The following is a 21449-nucleotide window of genomic DNA, read 5'->3' as shown; positions in this document are numbered from 1 at the left end:
GTCCGCACCGTCGTTGCAGGCGGGCGGGCGCGGCCCCTCCCTCAAGGTGCCTGGGCCCCATGGTAGACGCGGGGCTGTCGACTGCGTCCAGTTGCATACGTATTCATGGCGTCACGCGGTAGCGCGCCCGCCGCGCTGGCTTATGGTCCGGGTCTGCCAACGGCGCCTTGGGAGGGGAATTGCCGATGTCATCCACTGCTGTACGCGCGGTGTTCGCGCACATGCTCGGCCTGGCCCTGATCGGGTGGGCGACGCTGGTACAGGCCACGCCGCAGGTGGCCAGCGTCGAATCGCCGGGCAAGATATTGAAGGTCAGCCTCGTGCTGGACGGCGGCACCGCGCGCTACCGCGTCGAGCGTTTCGGCGAACCCGTGGTGGAGGATTCGAAGCTTGGCTTTGCCCTGCGCGACGGCCGCCTGGACCGCGATTTCGCCCTGCTTGGCCAGCAGCGGCGCAGCGTCGATGACACTTGGGAGCAGCCGTGGGGCGAGCGCCGGCTCACCCGCAACCACTTCAACGAGCTGACCGTGCAGCTGGCCGAAACCACCGGCAGCAAGCGACGGCTGGATGTGGTGTTCCGCGTCTACGACGATGGTCTCGGCTTCCGCTATGTGTTCCCTGAACAGCCGAACCTGCGCGAAGCGATCATCGATGACGAACTGACCGAGTTCGCCATCGCGCCTGAATCCACCGCCTGGTGGATCCCCGCGGGTGAACCGATCCACTACGAATACCTCTACCAGCGCACGCGGCTGCGCGAGGTGCCGCTGGCGCATACGCCGATGACCCTGCGCAGCCGCGATGGCCTGCATCTGGCGATCCACGAGGCGGCGCTGGTGGACTACGCCGGCATGTGGCTGCGGCGCACCGAGGGCCAGCACCTGCGCGCGCAGCTCTCGCCCTCGGCCGAAGGCTGGAAGGTACGCCGCGCCCTGCCCTTCGCCACGCCGTGGCGCACGCTGCAGATCGCCGACCGCGCCGGTGGCCTGGTCGAATCGGACCTGATCCTCAACCTCAACGAACCCAACGCGCTGGGCGATGTGAGCTGGGTGAAGCCAGCCAAGTATCTGGGCGTGTGGTGGTCGATGCACCTGGACAACGAGAGCTGGGCGACCGGGCCGAAGCACGCGGCCACCACCGCCAAGACGAAGAAGGTGATCGACTTTGCCGCTGCGCACGGCTTCCGTGGCGTGCTGGTGGAGGGTTGGAACCCGGGCTGGGACGGCATGTGGGTGGGCAATGGTTATGACTTCGATTTCACCCGGGCCACGCCCGATTTCGACATTGAAGCGCTGTCGGCATATGGCCTGAAGAAGGGCGTACACCTGATCGGCCACCATGAAACCGGCTGCGCCATCGAGCACTACGAGGACCAGTTGGGTGCCGCGCTGGACCTGTATGCAAGGCTGGGCGTGGACCAGTTCAAGACCGGCTATGTGTGCGACGACGGTCAGGTCGATCGTCGCAATCCGGCAGGGGGACCGCTGTGGCGCGAGTGGCACGACGGGCAGTTCATGGCCCGCCACCATCTGAAGGTGGTGCAGGAAGCCGCGCGCCGGCACCTGTCGGTGAACCCGCATGAGCCGATCAAGGACACCGGCCTGCGCCGCACCTACCCCAACTGGGTCTCGCGCGAAGGCGCACGCGGCATGGAGTACAACGCCTGGGGCCAGCCGCCGAACCCGCCGGAGCACGAGGTCAACCTGGTGTTCACCCGCATGCTGGCCGGGCCGATGGATTACACCCCCGGCATCCTCAGCCTGAAGGGCCGCCACGGCCAGGCCATCCCCAGTACGTTGGCGCGCCAACTGGCCCTGTACGTGGTGCTGTACAGCCCGATCCAGATGGCCGCGGACCTGCCCGAACACTACCTGCAGCATCGCGAGGCGTTCCGTTTCATCGAGGACGTGGCGGTGGACTGGGAGCAGAGCCGCGTGCTCGATGGCGAAGTGGGCGACTACGTGACGATCGTGCGCCGCGACCGCAACAGCCGCGACTGGTTCCTCGGCAGCATCACCGATGAGCACGGCCGCGTGCTGCCGGTATCGCTGGGCTTCCTGGAGCCGGGCGTGCGTTATCGCGCCGAGATCTACCGCGATGGCGAGGGCGCGGATTTCCGCAGCAATCCATTCGCGTTCGCAAGCGAAACCCGCGAAGTGACCAGCGCCGATGCACTGACGCTGGTGCTGGCACCGGGCGGTGGGCAGGCCATTCGCTTCACGCCGATCCGCTGAACGTTTTCCTGCCTGCGCCCCCGTAGCGCCCGAGCCCACGCTCGGGCGGCGGTGCGTAGCACCGAAATGCAGCCGAGCATGGGCTCGGCTCTACAGAACGAGACACTTGAAAGCGATTACATCCCTGCAAACGCCATTGAATACGTATGCAGGGTGATTCCCGCGAAGAACGCGCTGCCTACCATAGCGGCGACGACAGCGGCCACCGCGTCGCACGTTCACGGCCCCGCCGGAACGCTCACAAATCGATCTGCAACATTGCCTGGGAGGGGAAAATGTTGAACCACAAGCGCAGCGCGCTCAGCATCGCGCTGGCCGTTGTCCTGGCGCCGACGCTGGCGTCGGCACAGTCCACGCAGAGCACCACCACGCCGGCCGGCACCGCCGCCACCAACCTCGATACGGTGCAGGTCACCGGCATCCGCCGCGGCATCGAGAGCGCGATCGCGGTCAAGCAGGACGCTACCTCGGTGGTCGAAGCGATCTCCGCCGAAGACATCGGCAAGCTGCCCGACGTCAGCATCGCCGAGTCCATCTCGCGCCTGCCCGGCCTGGCCGCGCAGCGCGTGGCGGGCCGTGCGCAAGTGATCAGCGTGCGCGGCCTGTCGCCGGACTTCGCCACCACCCTGCTCAACGGCCGCGAAGTGGTCAGCACCGGCGACAACCGCGGCGTCGAGTTCGACCAGTACCCGTCCGAGCTGGTCAACGGCGTGACGGTGTACAAGACCCCGGACGCGGCGCTGGTCGGCCAGGGCCTGTCGGGCACCATCGACATGCAGACCGCGCGCCCGCTCAGCTTCGGCGAGCGCGTGATCGCGGTCAGTGGCCGCTACCAGAAGAGTTCGCTGGGCCGCGCCGCCAACGTCGATCCATACGGCAACCGCTTCAGCGCCAGCTACATCGACCAGTTCCTGGACAAGACCCTGGGCATCGCCATCGGCTACGCGCACAGCGACATGCCGATCCAGGAGAACCAGGTCGGCCTGTACGAGCCGTGGACCACCGAGCACACCGACAAGGGCGACCGTCCGGGCGTGGGCGTCGGCACCTACTTCTCCGATGGCATCAAGGCGCTGCGCCGCACCGGCAACAACAAGCGCGACGGCGTGATGGCGACGATCCAGTTCCGGCCGAACAACAGCTGGACCAGCACCTTCGATGCGTTCCACACCGAAGCCGAGCAGATCGACACCGCCAACCAGTTCGAGCTGAACCTCAGCAACTACAACGGCAACTACACCCCGGGCCTGCTGGTCAGCAACCCGCAGGTCAACGCCAATGGTTCGTTCACCGGCGGCACCGCCAGCGGCGTGTACCCGCTGGTGCGCGGCATGTACAACAAGCGCAAGGACAAGATCGATGCGTTCGGCTGGAACAACGAGTTCAACTTCAGCGGCGTCAAGCTGGTCGCCGACCTGAACTACTCCAAGGCCACGCGCGATGAGCTGAACCTGGAAAACAACCTGCAGCTGACCCCGATGCCACAGCTGGATACGGTCGGCGTGTCGATCCGCCAGAACGGCTTCTCGCAGATCAGCCCGGGCCTGAACTACTCCAATCCCGATGCGCTGTTCCTGACCAACACCATCTACGGCTCCGGCTACGGCAAGGTGCCGCAGGTGGAAGACCGCCTGAAGGGTGGCAAGCTGGCCGCCACCATCGCGCTGCCCGATGCCATCGCGTCGTGGGCGCCGGACATCGACATCGGCGTGAACTACGCCGACCGCCGCAAGGTGAAGACCCAGTCCGAAGGCAACATCCTGCTGGGTGCGCAGGGCGATGCCAACATCGCCTCGGACCTGCAGTATCGCCCGGTCAACCTCGGCTTCGCCGGCCTCGGCACCATCCCGGCCTGGAACGTCCCGGCCGCGGTCGGCCGCTACATGACCTTCAACCCGGTCGACAACCTGGACTACCTGATTCCCAAGTCGTGGACGGTGCAGGAGAAGATCACCACCGCCTGGGCGCGCCTGAACATCAACGCCGACATCGGCGACGTCGGCGTGCGCGGCAACATCGGCGTGCAGATGCAGCACACCGACCAGAGCTCGGATTCGCGCTACTGGGACAGCTCGCAGTCGGCCGGCAACAACGTGCAGCCGTACTCGAACGGCCGCACCTACAACGATTGGCTGCCGAGCCTGAACCTGGCCTTCCTGTTCCCGCACCAGCAGACGCTGCGCTTCGCCGTCGCCAAGCAGGTCGCACGCCCACGTGTGGACCAGATGCGCGCCGGCCTGGAGTTCGGCGTGGACACCGGCACCGGCCGCCCCGGCGGCAGCGGCGGCAATCCGCTGCTGGACCCATGGCGTGCCACCGCGCTGGACCTGTCCTATGAGAAGTACTTCGGCGAGAAGGCCTACGTGGCCGCCGCGATCTTCTACAAGGACCTGAAGAGCTACGTCTACACCCAGTCGGTCGATAACTACGACTTCACCGCGCTGCTGGGCAGCTACGTGCCGCCGCCGGGCATGACCGCACCGGTGCTGACCACCGGCACCTTCTCCGCGCCGCAGAACGGCAAGGGCGGCACGCTGAAGGGCCTGGAGCTGACCGCATCGTTCCCGCTGGAGATGCTGACCGACAGCCTGCGTGGCTTCGGCGTGCAGGCCAGCGCGACCTTCAACAAGAGCGACATCACCATCCTGGATCCGGAGAGCGCCTCCAGCGTGGGCAGTGACCCGATCAGCCTGCCGGGCCTGTCCAAGCGCGTGTACAACTTCACTGCCTATTACGAGCGCAGCGGTTTTGAAGCACGCGTCAGCCAGCGCCGCCGATCGGACTTCATCGGTGAGATCGGCAACTTCAACGGCAACCGCAGCCTGCGCTATGTCGTCGGCGAAAACGTGACCGATGCGCAGGTCAGCTACACCTTCAGCGACAGCAGCGCCCTGCGTGGCCTGACCCTTCTGCTGCAGGGCAGCAACCTGACCAACGAGCCGTACCGCACCTACGCCGGCAGCAAGGACCGCCCGCTGGAGTACATCGAATGGGGCCGCACCTACATGCTGGGCGTGAACTACAAGTTCTGACCACAGCCGGGTAGTGCCGGCCGCTGGCCGGCAACCACCCCATCGGTAGCGCCGGGCCATGCCCGGCGACGGAAGCCAGGAGCAGGACCGGAAACCCGCTGCGCAGGCAGCGGGTTTTCTTCTGCGCGAATGCCGGCAGCGGATCGGCAAGGCCCATGCAGCGACGCTCCAACCCGTAGATCCACGCCATGCGTGGATGCCGTTCTCTGGAACTCCACCCACAAAAAAGGGACGGGGCGCTTCGGCCCCGTCCCCGCAAGTACCGCCACCGGAGAAAACGGTCAGCTGCGTCGGGCGCAATACACCGCGCGCGGCGGCAGCTGGAGTTCGTTGCCCTGCATCGTGCCCGCATCCGGGCCCGGTACCGCCACCTGCTGCCAGTTCCCCGGCGGCAGCGGATGGGTCACCGCCTCGGCCGACAGGTTGAAGGCCAGCAGGAGGGTTTCATCTGCAAGCATACGCTCGAACAGCAGCACAGGCTCGGCACTTTCAAGGAATCTGATGCTGCCGTGCAGGAGGGCCGGCTGGGTATGCCGCCAGGCCAGGAACGCGCGGAACGCCGCCAGCACCGAATGCGGGTCGCGCTCCTGCACGGCCACCGCCGCCGCGCGGTGCTCGGCCGGGATCGGCAGCCAGGGCTGCCCGGTGGTGAAACCCGCTAACGGCGCATCGGTCCATGGCAGCGGGGTACGGCAGCCGTCGCGGCCCTTGAAATTCGGCCAGAAGGTGATGCCATACGGGTCCTGCAGGGCCTCGAACGGCACCTCGGCCTCGGCCAGGCCCAGCTCCTCGCCCTGGTACAGGCAGACCGAACCGCGCAGCGAGCACAGCATCGCCACCAGCATCCGCGCCAGGCGCGGATCGGCCGGGTGACCGCCCCAGCGGCTGACCGCACGCTCCACGTCGTGATTGGACACCGCCCAGCACGGCCAGCCTTCGGTCATCGCCGCTTCCAGCCGCGAGACCGTATCGCGGATGTAGGCCGCACTGTAGTCGTCCACCAGCAGCTCGAAGCTGTAGCCCATGTGCAGGCGGCCATCGCGGGTGTACTCGGCCGTGGTGGCCAGCGAGTCTTCCGAAGAGATCTCGCCCAGGCTGACCGCCCCCGGGTATTCGTCCAGCAGCGCGCGCAGGCGCTCCAGGAACGGCAGGTTCTCCGGCTGGGTATTGTTGTAGTAGTGGTACTGGTAAGCGTACGGGTTGTCCGGGCTGAAGCCGCGCCCCACCCGCTTCTCCGCCGGCTTGGGCGGGTTGTCACGCAGCTGCGCATCGTGGAAGCAGAAGTTGATCGCATCCAGGCGGAAGCCATCCACGCCGCGATCGAGCCAGAAGCGGACATTGTCCAGGGTGGCCTGCTGCACGTCCGGGTGATGGAAGTTCAGGTCCGGCTGGTCGACCAGGAAGTTGTGCAGGTAGTACTGCTCGCGGCGCGGCTCCCATTGCCAGGCACAGCCGCCGAACAGTGACAGCCAGTTGTTGGGCGGGGTGCCGTCCTCGCGCGGGTCGGCCCAGACGTACCAGTCCGCCTTCGGATTGCTGCGGTCCTGGCGGCTCTCGCGGAACCAGGCATGCTCGATCGAGGTATGGCTCAGCACCTGGTCGATCATCACCTTCAGGCCCAGGCCGTGGGCCTTGGCCAGCAGGCGGTCGAAGTCGTCCAGGCTGCCGAACAGCGGGTCGACGTCGCGGTAGTCGGCGATGTCGTAGCCGAAGTCGGCCATGGGGGACTTGAAGAACGGCGAGATCCAGATCGCATCCACGCCCAGCGCGGCAATGTGGTCCAGGCGCTCGATGATGCCCGGCAGGTCGCCCACCCCATCGCCGTTGGCATCGAGGAAACTGCGCGGGTAGATCTGGTAGATGACGGCTCCGCGCCACCATGGATAGTGCGACATCGACAGCCCCCCTCCGGGCATGCGGGACCCGCCGGCAGCGGGCCGAAATCCTGATCCGGCAAGCTTAGCGGTGGCCTCGCGGGCATGGCGCAACCTGCATACGTATTCACGCGAAGGGCCGCGCAGGCCGGGCTGGAATTGCCGCTCGGACCGGTTTGCGCCCGAATTCACGGCCAGCGCCTATAATCGATGGTGAGCCTGAAAGCCTGATCGCATGACCATCACCGAAGACACCCGTCCCGCCCTGGGCCTGCCCCAGATCCAGTCGCTTGCCGCGGCCGACATGGCCGCCGTCGACGCCCTGATCCGGCGCCGGCTGTCTTCGGACGTCGTGCTGATCAACCAGATCGCCGACCACATCATTTCCGCCGGCGGCAAGCGCCTGCGCCCGATGCTGGTGATGCTGGCCGGCCACGCGGTCGGCCAGGCCGGCCCGGAGCACCACCAGCTGGCGGCGATCATCGAGTTCATCCACACCTCCACCCTGCTGCACGACGACGTGGTGGACGAATCCAGCCTGCGCCGTGGCCGCAGCACCGCCAACGCACTGTGGGGCAACGCGCCCAGCGTGCTGGTAGGCGACTTCCTGTACTCGCGCAGCTTCCAGCTGATGGTCGAGCTGGAGCGCATGCCGGTGATGCAGATCCTGGCCGATGCCACCAACCGCATCGCCGAGGGTGAAGTGCTGCAGCTGCTGCATGTGCACAACCCGGACACCGATGAAGCCGCCTACCTGCGCGTGATCGAGCGCAAGACCGCGGTGCTGTTCGCCGCCGGCACCCGCCTGGGCGCGCTGGCCAGTGGCGTAGACGAAGCCAAGCAACAGGCCCTGTTCGACTACGGCATGCACCTGGGCTACGCGTTCCAGATTGCCGACGACGTGCTGGACTACTCGGCCAACGCCGAGGAGCTGGGCAAGAACCTGGGCGACGACCTCGCCGAGGGCAAGGCCACGCTGCCGCTGATCCACGCGATGGCCCACTCCGACGACGCTACCCGCGAACGCCTGCGCACCATCGTGCAGGACGGCGACGCCTCGGCGATGCCGGAAGTACTGGCCGCGATCCGTGCCACCGGCGGCCTGGAGTACAGCCGCGCGCGTGCCGAGGAATATGCCGAAGCCGCCGAGCGCGCGCTCGATGGCCTGGGCGACAACGATGCCGTGGCCGCCCTGCGTGGCCTGGCCCGCTACGCGGTGCAGCGCTCGCATTGACCGGTAGTGCCGACCAACGGTCGGCACGTACCAAACCGGCATTCCGGTGGGTGCCGACCGTTGGTCGGCACTGAAACGGTCGCATTGACCGCATCTGGTAGTGCCGGCCGCTGGCCGGCATTGAAGCCTCGGTAGGTGCCGGCCGCTGGCCGGCATTGAAGCATCGGTAGGTGCCGACCGTTGGTCGGCACTGAAGCATCGGTAGTGCCGGCCGCTGGCCGGCATTCCCGATGACATCCGCAGCATCATGAGGTTGCCGGCCAGCGGCCGGCACTACCGCTGCACGAATCAACGTTTCTCGAAGCGCTCCTCGAAGAACTCATCCAGCGCCTTCCACGCGCGCTTGGCCGCCCGCTCGTTGTACTGGCACCCCGGCGGGCTGTTGGCGTCGCGCTCGGCGAAGCAGTGCACGGCACCGCTGTAGTTGGTGAACTCCCAATCGACCTTGGCCGCGTCCATTTCCTTCTGGAAAGCGGCGATGTCCTCGGCGGTCACGCTCTTGTCATCGGCCCCATTGAGCACCAGCACGGACGGATGGCTGCCACCGGCCTGCGCCGGCAGCGGTGAACCCAGCCCGCCGTGCAGGCTGACCACAGCGGCCAGCGGCGCACCGGCGCGAGCCAGCTCCAGCACCGTGGTGCCACCGAAACAGAAACCGACCGCACCGATCCGGCTGGCATCCAGCGGTACCTTGCCGGCCTGCGCCTTGAGCACGTTCACCGCTTCCAGTGCACGCGCGCGCAGCAGCGGCCTGTCGTTGCGCAGCTTGGTCGCCACCGGCCCGGCCTCGGCATCGGTCTTCGGCCGCACGCCCTTTCCGTAGACATCGGCCACCAGCACCACGTAGTCGTCACCGGCCAGCTGCTTGGCCTTCTCGATGGCCGATTCGTTCACGCCCTTCCAGTTCGGCACCATCACCAGGCCCGGGCGCTTGTCGTGCCCACCATGGTCATAGACCAGCACGCCACTGAAGGTCGTGCCCTGGTGCTTCCACTCCACCGGCTGCGTCTTCATCGCCGCCCACGCCGGCATCGTCGCCAGCCCCAGGATCATCGCCACACCGCATCGCCAACGATTCATGCGCCTGCTCCGCAAGAAAAAGGGGACGGAGGGGATTAAGCCGTATTCGCCCCTCCCGCGTCGCATTCTGCATTGGCGGCGTGACGCAGGTGTGGTTGGATACGACTTAATCCCCTCCGTCCCCTTTTTTCGCATGAATCTTGTTGATCGCTTTCTGTCTGGCCTGATCCCGCGTTTGCCTGCCGAGGATGCCCCGCAATGGGCACATGTCCAGGGCGCCAGCGCCGAGGACCTGCAGCGCCTGCGTGTGCAGTGGCCGCAGGTGCCGGGCAGCCTGGTGGAACTCCTATCGCGCGTGGATGGCACCCACTACCGGGAGTACCCCGGCGGCAAGGTCTGCGTACTGATGCTGGGCTCGGACGTGGAGGACGGTGGCTACCCGTACTACCTGCGCTCGGTCGCGCAGATCTTCGAGGACCAGCAGCAGTGGGACGACAGCATCCGTTCCATCTACGAAGAGTGGCTGGATGAGGAGCCGGAGATCCTCGGTGAGGGCATCGACGGTGATCTGCCGATGAGCAGGCGCCTGTGCTTCTCGCACTGCATGAACAACGGTGGCACCTCGATGCTGTATCTGGATTTCGATCCGGCACCGGGCGGCACCGTCGGCCAGGTGGTGCGCTATCTGCACGATCCGGACAGCTACATAATCATCGCACCCAGCTTCGATGCGTACCTGCAGCAGCTGATTGATCGCGATTACGCGTTCATCCGGCACGAGGACTGAAATCCAGCCGAGCATGGGCTCGGCTCTACAGTAGATCCACGCCATGCGTGGATAACGGCCTCACCCGCCTTCGATCCAATTCAATGTGCCCGGCTCGAACGCCAGCAGATCCGCTGCGGCCAGCTGGCCCCGCGGCCAGTGACGTTCCGGCGGCTTCGGCTGCCGGGCACCGACCGAACCGTCGTAGTCGCGTACCAGCAGTCCGACGCGTGCCGCGCCTGCGGCCAGCAGGGCATCGATGCGCTGCAACCACTGGCCGGCATCCCCCAGAGCTTCATCGCGACGTACCTGCTGATCCTGTTCATGGCGCGCTCGCTGCTCGGCCAGCGCGCGGGCGATCTTGGCTTCGCTCCAGCCCTTCTTCCGCCAGCGCTCGGCATCGCCCTTCCACTCCCGCTCGGCCCGCGACGAGGCCAGCGCAGTACCGCAATCGCAGTGCGCGGCGCTCAGCCACGGCTGCCAGCCGGGCCCGACCGCGGCCTGCAGGCTGGGCGAATCCTGTACGAACAGGCGCCGGCCGCTCCGCTCCATGATCGTGGCGGCTTTCACGTTCGCACACGAGGTGGGCAGGAACAGGGTGACGAAGGTGCACATGCGGCTATCCGGGTCCGTCCGGGGATACGCCCATGGTAACTCGCCCGGGTCAGAGCCCTTTCCTGAGGAAAGGGATCCGACCCCGTTCTGGCGGATCAGGCGATGCCCAACCCCGGAATCGCGCTGATGCTGTCCGGATCGAATCCGGCCAGTTCGGCGAAATGGCGACCACGCGCCACGTAATCGCGGTAGGCACCAAAACTGGGCGCGCCCGGCGACAGCAGCACCACCCCGCCCTGCGCACCCAGCGCCGCGCGTGCAAGCGCCATCGCCTCGGGCAGATCCGACGCCGCGTGCAGACCGAAGCAGCCGGCATCGGCCAGCGGCTGCAGCATGGCATGGATGCGCGGGCCGTTGCTGCCCATGGTCACGATCTCCACCGGTGGCACGTCGTGGGCCATGTGCTGCATGAAATCGGTCCAGTCCAGGCCACGGTCGTGCCCGCCCACCAGCAGCGCGATGCGCTGCCCGGCGAAGCACTCCAGCGCGGCCAGGCTGGCGTGCGGCGTGGTGCTGATCGAATCGTTGACGTAGGTCAGGCCATCGGCCACGCCGATGCGCTGCAGGCGGTTCGGCAGCGGACGGAAATCCTGCACCGCCGGTGCCAGCGCCACCGCGTCCAGGCCCAGTGCCTCCAGCGCGGCCAGCACCGCGCACAGGTTGCCGCGATTGTGACGGCCCGGCAGCGGCGTGTTACGGGTATCGAACACGGCCTGCTCACCGCGATGCACGATGTCGCCCCGCATGTGCCAGCCCTGCGGCTGGTTGAACCAGACCACCTCACTCTCGGGCAGCGACAGTGCCGCCAAGTGCGGATCTGCGGCATTGAGCACGGCGATGCGCGGTGCGGCTTCCGTCACCAGCCGCAGCTTGTCCTCGATGTAACGCTGTTCGCTGCCGTGCCAGTCCAGGTGTTCCGGGAACAGGTTCAGCACCACGGCCACCTGCGGGCGGGCGCCACTGCGCGCCACCTCACCGGTCTGGTAGCTGGACAGTTCCACCGCCCAATACTCGGGCGCGGGCTGGGGATCCAGCACTTCAAGCAGCGGCAGGCCGATGTTGCCGACCAGTCCGGTGCGATGCCCGGCGGCCCGCAGCAGGTGCGCGACCAGCGCGGTGGTGGTGCTCTTGCCCTTGGTGCCGGTCACGCACACGGTGTCGTGCACGATGCCATCGTCAGCCGCGTGCTCCGCAAACCACAGCGCGGTGCCGCCGATGAAGGTGGTGCCCTGCTCTGCCGCCGCCAGCGCGATCGGCTGGTAAGGGCTGATGCCGGGCGACTTGATCACCACATCGAACGCCGCCAGCGCTTCGGCCGAGGGTTCGCCAAGTACCTGCAGCGCGCCCTGCGTTTCCGCACGCGCGGCTTCGGCTTCAGCGGCCGGGCAGAACAGGCTCAGGCCAAGCGTTGGCAGGCGCTCACGCAGCACCGCAAACGCGGCGCGGCCCTCACGGCCCCAGCCCCACAGCGCGACGCGCTTTCCTTCAAGCTTCGAAATCTTCACGCACCCGTTCCCACAGCGCAGCCGGAACGCGGTGCTCGCCCTGCAGCTGCAGCAGCGGTGCCAGTTCCAGTTCGGCGGCATCCAGCTGCGGCTGGATCTCATTGCAGAAGCGCTTCACCAACAGGTCTTCCTTCCATTCCGGGCGCTGCGCCAAGGTCGCCATCGCCGCACGCGATTCGCGGCCTTCGCCCACGCACTCGAACGGCTTGTGGTCCTGGAATTCCAGCAGCGCGTCGAAGCCACCGGCCTGTTCAGCATCGTCCAGCAGGTTGCGGCCAAAGATGCGCACCAGGCGCGTCTTGGGCATGAACGGGGCCAGCGCCAGGAAGACGAAATGGCACTTCGGGCAGACACCGCACCAGCGGTTCACCGGGCGCTCGCCGAGGATGTGGAAATTGCGGTTGCAGCTGGAGAAGTGCGCGTCGTAGAAATCGGTCTTGGCGAACTGGCGGGCCACCGCCAGCTCGGACATCGGGCGCAGCAGCGAGTAGTACTGCAGATCCGCCGCCACGTACTTGCGCACATGGCTGCCGAACGCCTGCTCGCAGGCCCAGCCCTTGGACCACTGGTGATTCACTTCGCCGGTGCCCGGAATCTGGCTGCCGTAGCTGGCCGAACGCTCGTTGGAGAACACGACCTGGTCCACGCCGTGCAGCAACGCGGCCAGCACCATGATTGCCGAGTTCACCACCGTCACCGGGATATGGCCGTTCCAGGCGCCCTGGCGGTTCAACTCGAACAGTTCCGGCGCCAGCGTGCGGCCCAGGTTCAATGTCGGCAGGCCGGTGCGCTCAGCGCACGCACGGATCAGCTGCGAGCCACCGATCCAGGTCACGGTCTCGTCCACGCCGGCACGGCGCAGCGCTTCGATGCTGACCAGCGAATCCTTGCCGCCGCCGATGGCCACCAGCGCGTGCGGCCGCAGGCCCAGCGCCGGCGCCTGCACAGCCTCGCCCTGCACCGGCAACCGGAAGCGGCCGCGCAGGTTCAGGCCGTTGCGATAGGCGAATTCGCCCAGGCCATTGAGGTAAATGGTCTCCACCAGTGCGGCGGTATCGGCATCGATGCTGTAACTGTCGATGCTGACCGTATCCGGTACGCCGGCCTTGTAGTAGCTGACGCCGGCAATCAGGTGCAGCAGCTGCAGCGCACGCTGCACGGCGGCGGCGCGCGCCTCGTCCAGCGGGAACGGGGCACCGGGCACGGTGATGGTTTCCACCATCTCCGGGCCGTCGTCGAAGGCGTAGACCAGCCGGGCCACGCCGGTATCCGCTGCGAAGTCGCAACGGACGAAGCGGAAGCGGGAAACCTGGTGTTTGTCGAAAGCAGTCATGGTGTATCCGGTCAGGCACGGGCCCGCGCGAGGGCGCGGGGCGTGTCGGTGGGCGGGTGCAGGGCGAGCATGGTGATCATTCGATCACGTCTTCGCGCGGCAACATCCGCTGGTTGTAGGTGTTGGCCATCACATAGCCGTAGGCACCGGCATCTGCGATCAGCATCACGTCGTCCGGCGCGGTGGACACCGGCAGCTTGCGGCGCTTGCCGAACACATCGCTGGATTCGCAGATCGGGCCGACCACATCGAACGCCGCTTCGGCATAACCGCCCTGGCGGCTGAGGTTCTCGATGTCATGCCAAGCGTCGTACAGCGCCGGGCGCATCAGTGCGTTCATGCCGGCGTCCAGGCCGACACGGCGCACGCCGTCCTTTTCCACCACCTGGGTGGCATGGGTCAGCAGCACGCCCGATTCGGCCACCAGGTAGCGGCCCGGCTCGATCGCCAGGCGGAATGCCGGGTGCAGCGCCTTTACCTCGGTCAGGCCCTCGGCCCAGGCGTCCAGGTCGAAGGGTTCGTCTTCGTCGCTGTACGGAATTGGCAGGCCGCCACCGATATCGATGGTCTGCACGCTGCCGATGCGGCGGGCGAAACCGGCCAGCTCATCGCACATCAGGCGCCAGTGCTGCGCGGTTTCCACGCCGCTGCCCAGGTGCGCATGCAGGCCCACCACGCGGCTGCCCAGTTCGGTGGCCGCGCGCACGAACTCGTCGACGCGGGCGATCGGCAGGCCGAACTTGGACTCCTTGCCACCGGTACGGACCTTGGCGTGGTGGCCCTCGCCCCGGCCCAGATCGACGCGCAGCCACAGCTCGCGGTTGCGGAACAGGTCCGGCCAGCGCTGCAGCGCTTCCACGTTGTCGACGGTCACGGTCACGCCCAGCGCGAACGCCGCCTCGTACTCGCTGCGCGGGCAGAAGCTGGGGGTGAACAGCACGCGCCTGGGCGACAGTTCCGGCAGGTGCTGGAACACATGCTTCAGCTCGCCGTGCGACACGCACTCCAGGCCGAAGCCTTCGGCTTCCAGCAGCTGCAGGATGGCCGGGTGGCTGTTGGCCTTGATCGCGTAGTAGCGCTGGTCGATCGGCTTGATTGCGGCCAGTGCACGGGCGCGGGCGCGCACCGTCGGCAGGTGATAGACGTAGCGCGGCGTACCGGCATCGGCCAGCTGCAGCAGGTGCGCACGCTGGCCGCGCCACCACGGCGTGCCGCGCGGGCGCACGGTGCCGGCAATCTCGCGCCAGCGCGGGCCGAACACTTCGGTCTCCTCCACCGGCATCGCGCCGCTGTCGATCAGCTCGGCGTGCAGGATCGGCAGCAGGCCATCGGCATCGGCCTCGTCGATGACGAAGGTCAGGTTCAGGTCGTTGGACGACTGCGAGATCATGTGCACGCGCTCGCGGCCGAAGGTGGCCCACACGTCCGACAGCTTGTGCAGCAGCGAGCGCATGCCGCGGCCCACCAGGGTGATCGCCGCGCACGGCACGATCACCTTCACCTTGCAGATCTGCGACAGGTCGGCCGACAGCGCGGCCAGCACATCGGTGTTGACCAGGTTCTCGGACGGGTCCAGCGACACGGTGACGTTGGTCTCGGCCGAACCGATCAGGTCCACCGACAGGCCGTGCTTCTTGAACAGGTTGAACACATCGGCCAGGAAGCCGACCTGCTGCCACATGCCGATGCCTTCCATCGACACCAGCACGATGCCATTGCGGCGGCTGATCGCCTTCACCCCCGGCACCGGTGCGGCGCTGCCATCGATGCTGGTGCCCGGCAGTTCCGGGCGCTCGGTATCGAGGATGGCCATCGGCACGCCGGCATCGCGGCACGGCTTGATCGAGCGCGGGTGAAGCACCTTGGCGCCGGTGGTGGCGATTTCCTGCGCTTCGTAATAGTCCAGGCGGGTCAGCAGGCGCGCGTCCGGCACGTCCTTGGGATTGGCGCTGAACATGCCCGGCACATCGGTCCAGATCTCCACCCGGCTGGCGCCGAGCAGCGCACCGAAGTACGCCGCCGAGGTATCCGAGCCACCACGGCCGAGGATGGCGGTACCGCCATCGGCATGCCGCGAAATGAAGCCCTGGGTGATCAGCAGGCGGGTCGGCTGCGCGCGGAAGCGCTGCACCCACTCCGCGTCTGCGCGCCACTGGCAGTTCACCGACAGGCGCTGCGACCAGTCGCTCTGGTTCGGCTGCGGCGGCATCGCGTCCAGCCACTGGCGGGCATCCATCCAGCCCATGTCCAGGCCCGAGGCGCGCAGGTAGGCCGCGCCCAGGGTGGAGGACAGCAGCTCGCCCTGGCCCAGCACTTCGGCCTGCCAGTCGAGCGGACGGGTGGCTGCACGCGCATCGTCGAGCAGGCCCTGCAGCGCGGCCAGCCGTTCGGCCAGCACCTCGCGACCCAGGCCGAGTTCGGCCAGGAAGCCTTCATGGCGTTCGACCAGCGCTGCCACGCGGTCCCGGCTATCGGGCGCGCCGTCGGCAATCGCGGTCAGTTCGTTGGTGACCCCGGACAGCGCCGATACCACCACCAGCACGCGCGAGCCGGTCTCTTCCGCGCGTTTTTTCGCCAGCTTCCCGATCGTGTCCCAGCGGTGACGACGCGACACCGAAGTGCCGCCGAACTTCAGTACGATCCAACGATCGACAAGGGGGGAAGCTGACATGGATTGGCTATGTAGAATGTGGGGAAGCCGCCCTCGGGGGCGGAACCTTTGATTCTAAGCGCATTATCCCCGTAGATGGCCGTCCTCCGTTACCTGCAGCTCGATGTCTTCGCCGCCCGCCCCGGCACCGGCAACCCGCTGGGCGCCATCCTGGACACCGACGGGCTCTCCAGCCGCCAGATGCAGGCCCTGGCTACCTGGCTGAACCTCTCCGAGACGGTGTTCTTCCTGCGCCCCACCGCGCCCGGCGCCGATTACCACATCCGCATCTTCACCCCGACCCGCGAGCTGGCGTTTGCCGGCCACCCCAGCGTCGGCGCCGCCTGGGCGGCGGTGACCTGCGGCCTGGCCCAGCCTCGCGACGGCGCCCTGCTGCAGCAGTGCGTGGCAGGGTTGCTGCCAGTACGGGTGAGCGGCCCGGCCGAGGCACTGGAGATCCAGCTGGCCAGCCCGCCGGCACGGCAACTGGACACGGCCGCGGACGGAGCACCCGAAACACTGCTGGCCCTCGCCGCCAACGGGCACGTGCCCGAACTCTGGGACAACGGCGCGCGCTGGTGGCTGTTGCCGCTACGCGACGCCGCCGCCGTACGCGGGCTGGCACCGGACATGGCCGCGCTGGCCGCCTGGAGTCTCGCCACCGACGCTACAGGCCTGGCCGTCTTCGCCGACGAGGCCAGCTCCGACCACACCCGCGTGGTGCGTGCCTTCTGCCCCGCTGATGCGCCCGCCGTGCCCGAGGATCCAGTGACCGGCAGTGCCAATGCGCTGATAGGCGCCTGGCTGCGGCAGCGGAATGCTCTGCCCGGCCGCGAGGGCCGCTACGTGGCCAGCCAGGGCCGCGAAGTGGGCCGCGATGGCCGCGTGCAGGTGCAGGTCGACGCGCAGGGCACGGTGTGGATCGGCGGCCAGGTGCAGCCGGTCATCGACGGCCAGATCCGTTGGCTGTAGAGCCGAGCCCACGCTCGGCTGCTTCTTCTCACACCCCGACACAGCCGAGCATGGGCTCGGCTCTACAACCGCGCGTTAAGCTGCGCGCCAACCGATCCTGGAGTTTCGCCCCGATGACCACCCGCCGTTTCCTGCAGCTGGATGTGTTCTCACCGCGCGCCGGCGCTGGCAACCCGCTGGCCGTGGTACTCGATGCCGAGGGCCTGGACGACGCCAGCATGCAGGCGATCGCGCGCTGGACGCGTCTGCCCGAGACCACCTTCGTGTTCCCGCCCCAGGCAGCCGGTGCCAGCTACCGGCTGCGCATGTTCAGCCCGCAGAAGGAAGTGCCGTTCGCCGGCCACCCCAGCGTCGGCACCGCGCATGCGGTGCTGCAGGTGGGCCTGGCCGGAGCGGTTGACGGTGTGCTGGTGCAGGACGGCATTGCCGGCGCGCTGCCGCTGCGCGTCAGCGGTGAGGGTACGCAACAGCGCATCGCCATCCGCACCCCGCGCGCGCAGCTGGCCGAAACTGCCGAGGCCTGCGATCCACGCCTGCAGGCTGCACTGAGGGGCTGGCCGCTGGGTTCGTTGCCGCCGGCGCGCATGCAGGGCGGGCGTAGCTGGTGGGTGGTGCAGGTGGCCGATGAAGCCGCGTTGCGCGCCCTGCAACCCGACTGGGATGCGGTGGCCGCACTGGCCGAGTCCACCGACAGCATGGGCGTGTTCGCCTATGCCTTCAGCGATGGCGGTGAGGGATTCGATCTGGCCGTGCGTGCCTTCGTCGGCAACGGTCGCCGCTTCGAGGACGCCGCCTCGGGTGCGGCCAATGCGGTGCTTGCCGCATGGCTGGACCTGCGCGACGCGCTGCCGCGTGGGCGGACGCCGTTCGAAGTCAGCCAAGGCCGCGAAGTCGGCCATGACGCGCGCCTGACCCTGCTGGTCGATGAGGATGGCGAGGTATGGTCAGGCGGCCAGGTGCAGACCGTCATCACCGGCACCATCGATTGGTAAAGGGACACTGTAGAGCCGAGCCCGCGCTCGGCTGCTCTCCGGCCAGATCACGGGAGCTGCAGAAGCCGAGCATGGGCTCGGCTCTACAGATGCGTCGGCTCAGCCCAGTTCGGCTTCCAGGCTGATCGGCACCGCACTGAGCGCCTTGGACACCGGGCAGTTCTGCTTGGCGTCATCGGCAATGGCGCGGAACTGCGTCGCGTCGATGCCAGGCACCACCGCCTTTACCTTCAGCCGGATCTGCGACAGCTGCGGGCCGCCTTCCATCGACAGGTCGACCTTGGCTTCGGTGTCCAGCGAGGTCGGGGTAAAGCCAGCCTCGCCGAGCTTGGCCGACAGCGCCATGGTGAAACAGCCGGCATGTGCGGCGGCAATCAGCTCTTCCGGATTGGTGCCCTTTTCGTCGCCGAAGCGGCTGTTGAAGCCGTAGCGGGTCCTGTCCAGCAGTCCACTCTGCGGCGTGCTCAGCTGCCCCTTGCCCGACTTCAGATCGCCTTCCCAGTGCGCGGTGGCGTGTCGCGAGATTCCCATTGTGCTGCTCCTGCGTGGCGGTGATGAACGGCCACCCTCGCATGCCACGCGTTAGCCCTGCGTCGCTCCGCCGCACGCCCCACGTCGCCCCCGCCCCCGGAAGATGGACACTTCCTCGCCAGCGCGCAACGCATTTTCCTCTTGTTTTCAGTGGTTTCGCGCAGTGCACCAATGGGCAGGCGGCGGGCTTCGAGCACGCTGACACGCCCCCAGCCCCCACCGCCGGCCATGTACTGAATCGGCCTGGATATGAAAAAACATGCACTTTCCGCGCTTCGGGCTATTGGCGGCGCCCAAGAGTTGCCCTACATTGCGCTTGCCGACGGGGTTCGGCGCCGACCAAACAACCAACCGTTCACGGAACAGGAAACCATGGCAAAGACCGCTAAGAAGGCTGCCCCGAAGAAGGCAGTGAAGAAAGTCGCGACGAAGGCAGCCGCCAAGCCGGCCGCTCCGAAGCCGATCAAGGAAGTGCTGACCAAGTCCGGCCTGGTTGCACACATCGCTGAAGCCTCCGGCGTCGTCGCCAAGGACGTCCGCGCTGTGCTGGCCTCGCTGGAAAGCGCCGTCGCCTCCTCGGTGCACAAGAAGGGCGCTGGCTCGTTCACCCTGCCGGGCCTGCTGAAGATCACCACCGTCAATGTGCCGGCCAAGCCGAAGCGCAAGGGCATCAACCCGTTCACCAAGGAAGAGCAGTGGTTCGCTGCCAAGCCGGCCACCACCAAGCTGAAGGTGCGTCCGCTGAAGAAGCTGAAGGACGCCGCGCTGTAAGCGCGCGCCCCAACGCGGATTGCAACGGGACGGCTCTGGCCGTCCCGTTTTTTTTGCGCGCTTCCCGCGCCATGCGTGGATGCGCCGCCCCGGGGCCATCCGCAACACAGCGTTGCCGCATATCGGGAAACGACCGCTCAGGCCCGCCGTCACTGGCAGGGCGCGCCCTGTGCAGGCCCCGGAACGTACCGGGTGGAACACTGCGTGCGGCGCCAGCCGTCGCAGCCGGCCGTGGCCTTGCCTATGGTGAGCACATCCTCCACAGCTACGGCGAGCACCCCCATGGCCAGCCCCTCCACCCGCTACCGGATCTCGGTGACCCCCATCGAAAAGGACGGGTTGCAGTGCACCGGGCGCTGCACCATCGAACTGGAACATCGCGCCAGCCGAGACCTCATGCGCCTGCTGGAAGCGGCGCCGCGCACCGCTGGCGTCAGCGGCGACGAGCGCGCGACCCTGGTGATCGCCACCCAGCTGCTGCGCGACATCGTGCAGCGCCACGCCGAAACAGAAGGCCATGCCCTGGCCGCCATCGCCGCGCAGGTGCTGCCGGCGCTGGATGCACTGGAACAGCTGCCCTCCTCCCGCTGATCGCCGCACAGCCGATACACTGCCTCCTTCCGTTCGCCTCGGGGAGGAGGCTGGCATGCGCAGGTTCCTGATACTGATCGCACCACTGGTGCTGCTGGCCTGCTCCAGGCCGCCATCGCAATCCGACGCAGCGGATGCCGCACCGCCGGTAGCGGCCAGGACGACTGCCAGCACGAAGCCACAGACCGCCGCAGCAAGCGATGCAGCGGCTGCGCGGGCCATCGATGTCGATCCCCTGTTTGCCGCCGTCGCGGCCGACGCCGAGCTGCCCGCGGCCATGCTCAACGCGTATGTCATGGCCCTGCTCAATCGCGATCGCAAGGCCGCCGACGCCGCGTGGACTTTCCCGCCCAGCGATGCCCGGCGCGCTGACGATGCCGCATTGCGCCAGCTGACGGACGTACGCAGCCTGCGCCTGACCAGCGAGCTGCCGATCGCGCGCGACGGCCACCAGCCGCCTCAGCTGCTGGAGGTTCCGGTGCGGATCCGCGCGGTGACTCCTGAAGGCACCTTCCGCTTCGGCGGCTGGTACCGGGTGCAACCCAGCGCCGACGGCAGCGCCTGGCAGATCCAGTCGGCACAACTGCGGCCATCGCTGGACTGAACCGTTGCGGCGGCATGCACGCGCGATTCAGCCGGCAAGGCTACTCTTTGAACCATCCATTCCGCATCCATCGGTCTCTGCCATGCGCCTGCGTTCCCTGATGACCCGCCTCGCGGCCTCCACCGTGCTGATCGCCGCTGCAATCGGCGCCCAGGCTGCGCCTTCCATTTCCGGCCGGGAACTGTCGGTCGGTGCCAGCGACGTACAGCAGTACCTTGATGGCAGCTTCCCGCGCACGCAGGACGCGCTCGGCGGCCTGATCGCCCTGACGATGAGCCACCCGCAGCTGAGCCTTCCGGCCGGCGAGCGCTTGAACCTGGGCATGGATGTGGCGCTGGCCACCGCCGGTGGTAGCCCGGCCAAACTTGGTACGGTGAAGCTGAGCAGCGGCCTGCGCTACGACGCGCAGACCCAGGGGTTCCACCTGCAGCAGCCGAGCGTGGATGACTTCACCCCGGCCAACCAGGGCGGTCGTCTCGACTCCCGTACCCGCGGCCTGCTCAACGCCTGGCTGAGCGACTACGCCCAGCGGGAGCCGATCTACAAGCTGGACCCGGCCGTGGCCGGCATGCTCGGCGCCCTGCAGGTGCAGTCGGCACAGGTGAAGAACGGCAAGCTGGTGGTCACCTTCAACCAGAACCTGGGCAACCTGGTGCCAGCGGGCCTGCTGGGCAAATAAGGTAGTGCCGGCCGCTGGCCGGCACGCGTCTCACTTGCGTGCCGGC

The 21449-nt window shown here is 67.5% G+C and carries 17 protein-coding genes; 10 read left to right on the top strand and 7 right to left on the bottom strand.

The features are described from left to right. Window positions 1–179: 179 nt before the first annotated feature. Window positions 180–2234, top strand: a complete 2055-nt coding sequence (locus ACTXG9_RS13675; protein ID WP_111101857.1) for a glycoside hydrolase family 97 protein — start codon at window positions 180–182, stop codon at window positions 2232–2234. Window positions 2235–2509: 275 nt separating this feature from the next. Continuing rightward, window positions 2510–5266 carry a TonB-dependent receptor gene (locus ACTXG9_RS13670; RefSeq protein WP_031270010.1) on the top strand — a complete coding sequence of 919 codons (2757 nt, stop codon included), beginning with the start codon at window positions 2510–2512 and terminating at the stop codon, window positions 5264–5266. 281 nt (window positions 5267–5547) lie between these two features. On the opposite strand, the gene ACTXG9_RS13665 is transcribed toward ACTXG9_RS13670, so the two are convergent. Further along, the gene (locus ACTXG9_RS13665; RefSeq protein WP_111101858.1) at window positions 5548–7161 is read right to left on the bottom strand and encodes an alpha-glucosidase family protein; all 1614 of its coding nucleotides are present in this window, start codon (window positions 7159–7161) and stop codon (window positions 5548–5550) included. Between the two features lie 214 nt (window positions 7162–7375). Here ACTXG9_RS13665 and ACTXG9_RS13660 point away from each other — a divergent pair, with 214 nt between their 5' ends. Next, window positions 7376–8374, top strand: coding sequence for a polyprenyl synthetase family protein (locus ACTXG9_RS13660; protein WP_111101859.1), 999 nt, complete (start codon window positions 7376–7378; stop codon window positions 8372–8374). Between the two features lie 288 nt (window positions 8375–8662). Here ACTXG9_RS13660 and ACTXG9_RS13655 read toward each other — a convergent pair whose 3' ends face one another. Next, complete coding sequence (locus tag ACTXG9_RS13655; protein WP_456115862.1) at window positions 8663–9454, bottom strand: dienelactone hydrolase family protein; 792 nt, start codon at window positions 9452–9454, stop codon at window positions 8663–8665. A 133-nt stretch (window positions 9455–9587) separates the two neighbouring features. Between ACTXG9_RS13655 and ACTXG9_RS13650 the strand changes: the two genes are divergently transcribed. Then, the gene (locus tag ACTXG9_RS13650) at window positions 9588–10181 is read left to right on the top strand and encodes an SMI1/KNR4 family protein (protein WP_329859523.1); all 594 of its coding nucleotides are present in this window, start codon (window positions 9588–9590) and stop codon (window positions 10179–10181) included. A 60-nt stretch (window positions 10182–10241) separates the two neighbouring features. On the opposite strand, the gene ACTXG9_RS13645 is transcribed toward ACTXG9_RS13650, so the two are convergent. The 4 genes from ACTXG9_RS13645 to ACTXG9_RS13630 form a co-directional block, all read right to left on the bottom strand. After that, window positions 10242–10775: a hypothetical protein gene (locus ACTXG9_RS13645; RefSeq protein ID WP_111101861.1), complete on the bottom strand. Its 534-nt coding sequence runs from the start codon at window positions 10773–10775 to the stop codon at window positions 10242–10244. 95 nt (window positions 10776–10870) lie between these two features. Then, window positions 10871–12280, bottom strand: a complete 1410-nt coding sequence (murD, locus tag ACTXG9_RS13640) for a UDP-N-acetylmuramoyl-L-alanine--D-glutamate ligase (RefSeq protein ID WP_197576105.1) — start codon at window positions 12278–12280, stop codon at window positions 10871–10873. Beyond that, on the bottom strand, window positions 12261–13613 hold the full coding sequence (gene murL, locus ACTXG9_RS13635; RefSeq protein WP_197576104.1) for a UDP-N-acetyl-alpha-D-muramoyl-L-alanyl-L-glutamate epimerase: 1353 nt from the start codon (window positions 13611–13613) through the stop codon (window positions 12261–12263). The genes murD and murL overlap by 20 nt, the downstream gene beginning before the upstream one ends. Before the next feature lie 76 nt (window positions 13614–13689). Beyond that, window positions 13690–16284 (bottom strand): bifunctional aspartate kinase/diaminopimelate decarboxylase, encoded by a 2595-nt coding sequence (locus tag ACTXG9_RS13630; RefSeq protein WP_329859524.1) that lies wholly within the window; start codon window positions 16282–16284, stop codon window positions 13690–13692. A 75-nt stretch (window positions 16285–16359) separates the two neighbouring features. On the opposite strand from ACTXG9_RS13630, the gene ACTXG9_RS13625 reads away from it, so the two are divergent. Further along, the gene (locus ACTXG9_RS13625; protein ID WP_134730457.1) at window positions 16360–17235 is read left to right on the top strand and encodes a PhzF family phenazine biosynthesis isomerase; all 876 of its coding nucleotides are present in this window, start codon (window positions 16360–16362) and stop codon (window positions 17233–17235) included. Window positions 17236–17348: 113 nt separating this feature from the next. Further along, window positions 17349–18227 (top strand): PhzF family phenazine biosynthesis protein, encoded by an 879-nt coding sequence (locus ACTXG9_RS13620; protein WP_019659395.1) that lies wholly within the window; start codon window positions 17349–17351, stop codon window positions 18225–18227. Window positions 18228–18326: 99 nt separating this feature from the next. Here ACTXG9_RS13620 and ACTXG9_RS13615 read toward each other — a convergent pair whose 3' ends face one another. Then, entirely contained in the window at window positions 18327–18758 is a 432-nt protein-coding gene (locus tag ACTXG9_RS13615; protein WP_111098229.1) for an OsmC family protein, read from the bottom strand. Window positions 18759–19130: 372 nt separating this feature from the next. Between ACTXG9_RS13615 and ACTXG9_RS13610 the strand changes: the two genes are divergently transcribed. The 4 genes from ACTXG9_RS13610 to ACTXG9_RS13595 all read left to right on the top strand — a co-directional run bounded on the left by ACTXG9_RS13610 (window position 19131) and on the right by ACTXG9_RS13595 (window position 21403). Continuing rightward, window positions 19131–19529 (top strand): HU family DNA-binding protein, encoded by a 399-nt coding sequence (locus tag ACTXG9_RS13610; RefSeq protein WP_005408442.1) that lies wholly within the window; start codon window positions 19131–19133, stop codon window positions 19527–19529. 282 nt (window positions 19530–19811) lie between these two features. Next, on the top strand, window positions 19812–20120 hold the full coding sequence (locus ACTXG9_RS13605) for a DUF3861 family protein (protein ID WP_019659397.1): 309 nt from the start codon (window positions 19812–19814) through the stop codon (window positions 20118–20120). Window positions 20121–20175: 55 nt separating this feature from the next. Next, complete coding sequence (locus ACTXG9_RS13600; protein ID WP_019659398.1) at window positions 20176–20724, top strand: hypothetical protein; 549 nt, start codon at window positions 20176–20178, stop codon at window positions 20722–20724. Between the two features lie 82 nt (window positions 20725–20806). Further along, window positions 20807–21403: a DUF1439 domain-containing protein gene (locus ACTXG9_RS13595; RefSeq protein ID WP_019659399.1), complete on the top strand. Its 597-nt coding sequence runs from the start codon at window positions 20807–20809 to the stop codon at window positions 21401–21403. Window positions 21404–21449: the final 46 nt, after the last annotated feature.

This window comes from Stenotrophomonas maltophilia group sp. LNF247 (assembly GCF_054083135.1).
The sequence above is the reverse complement of the archived record's forward strand: the minus strand, read 5'-3'. Positions and strand labels throughout refer to the sequence as shown.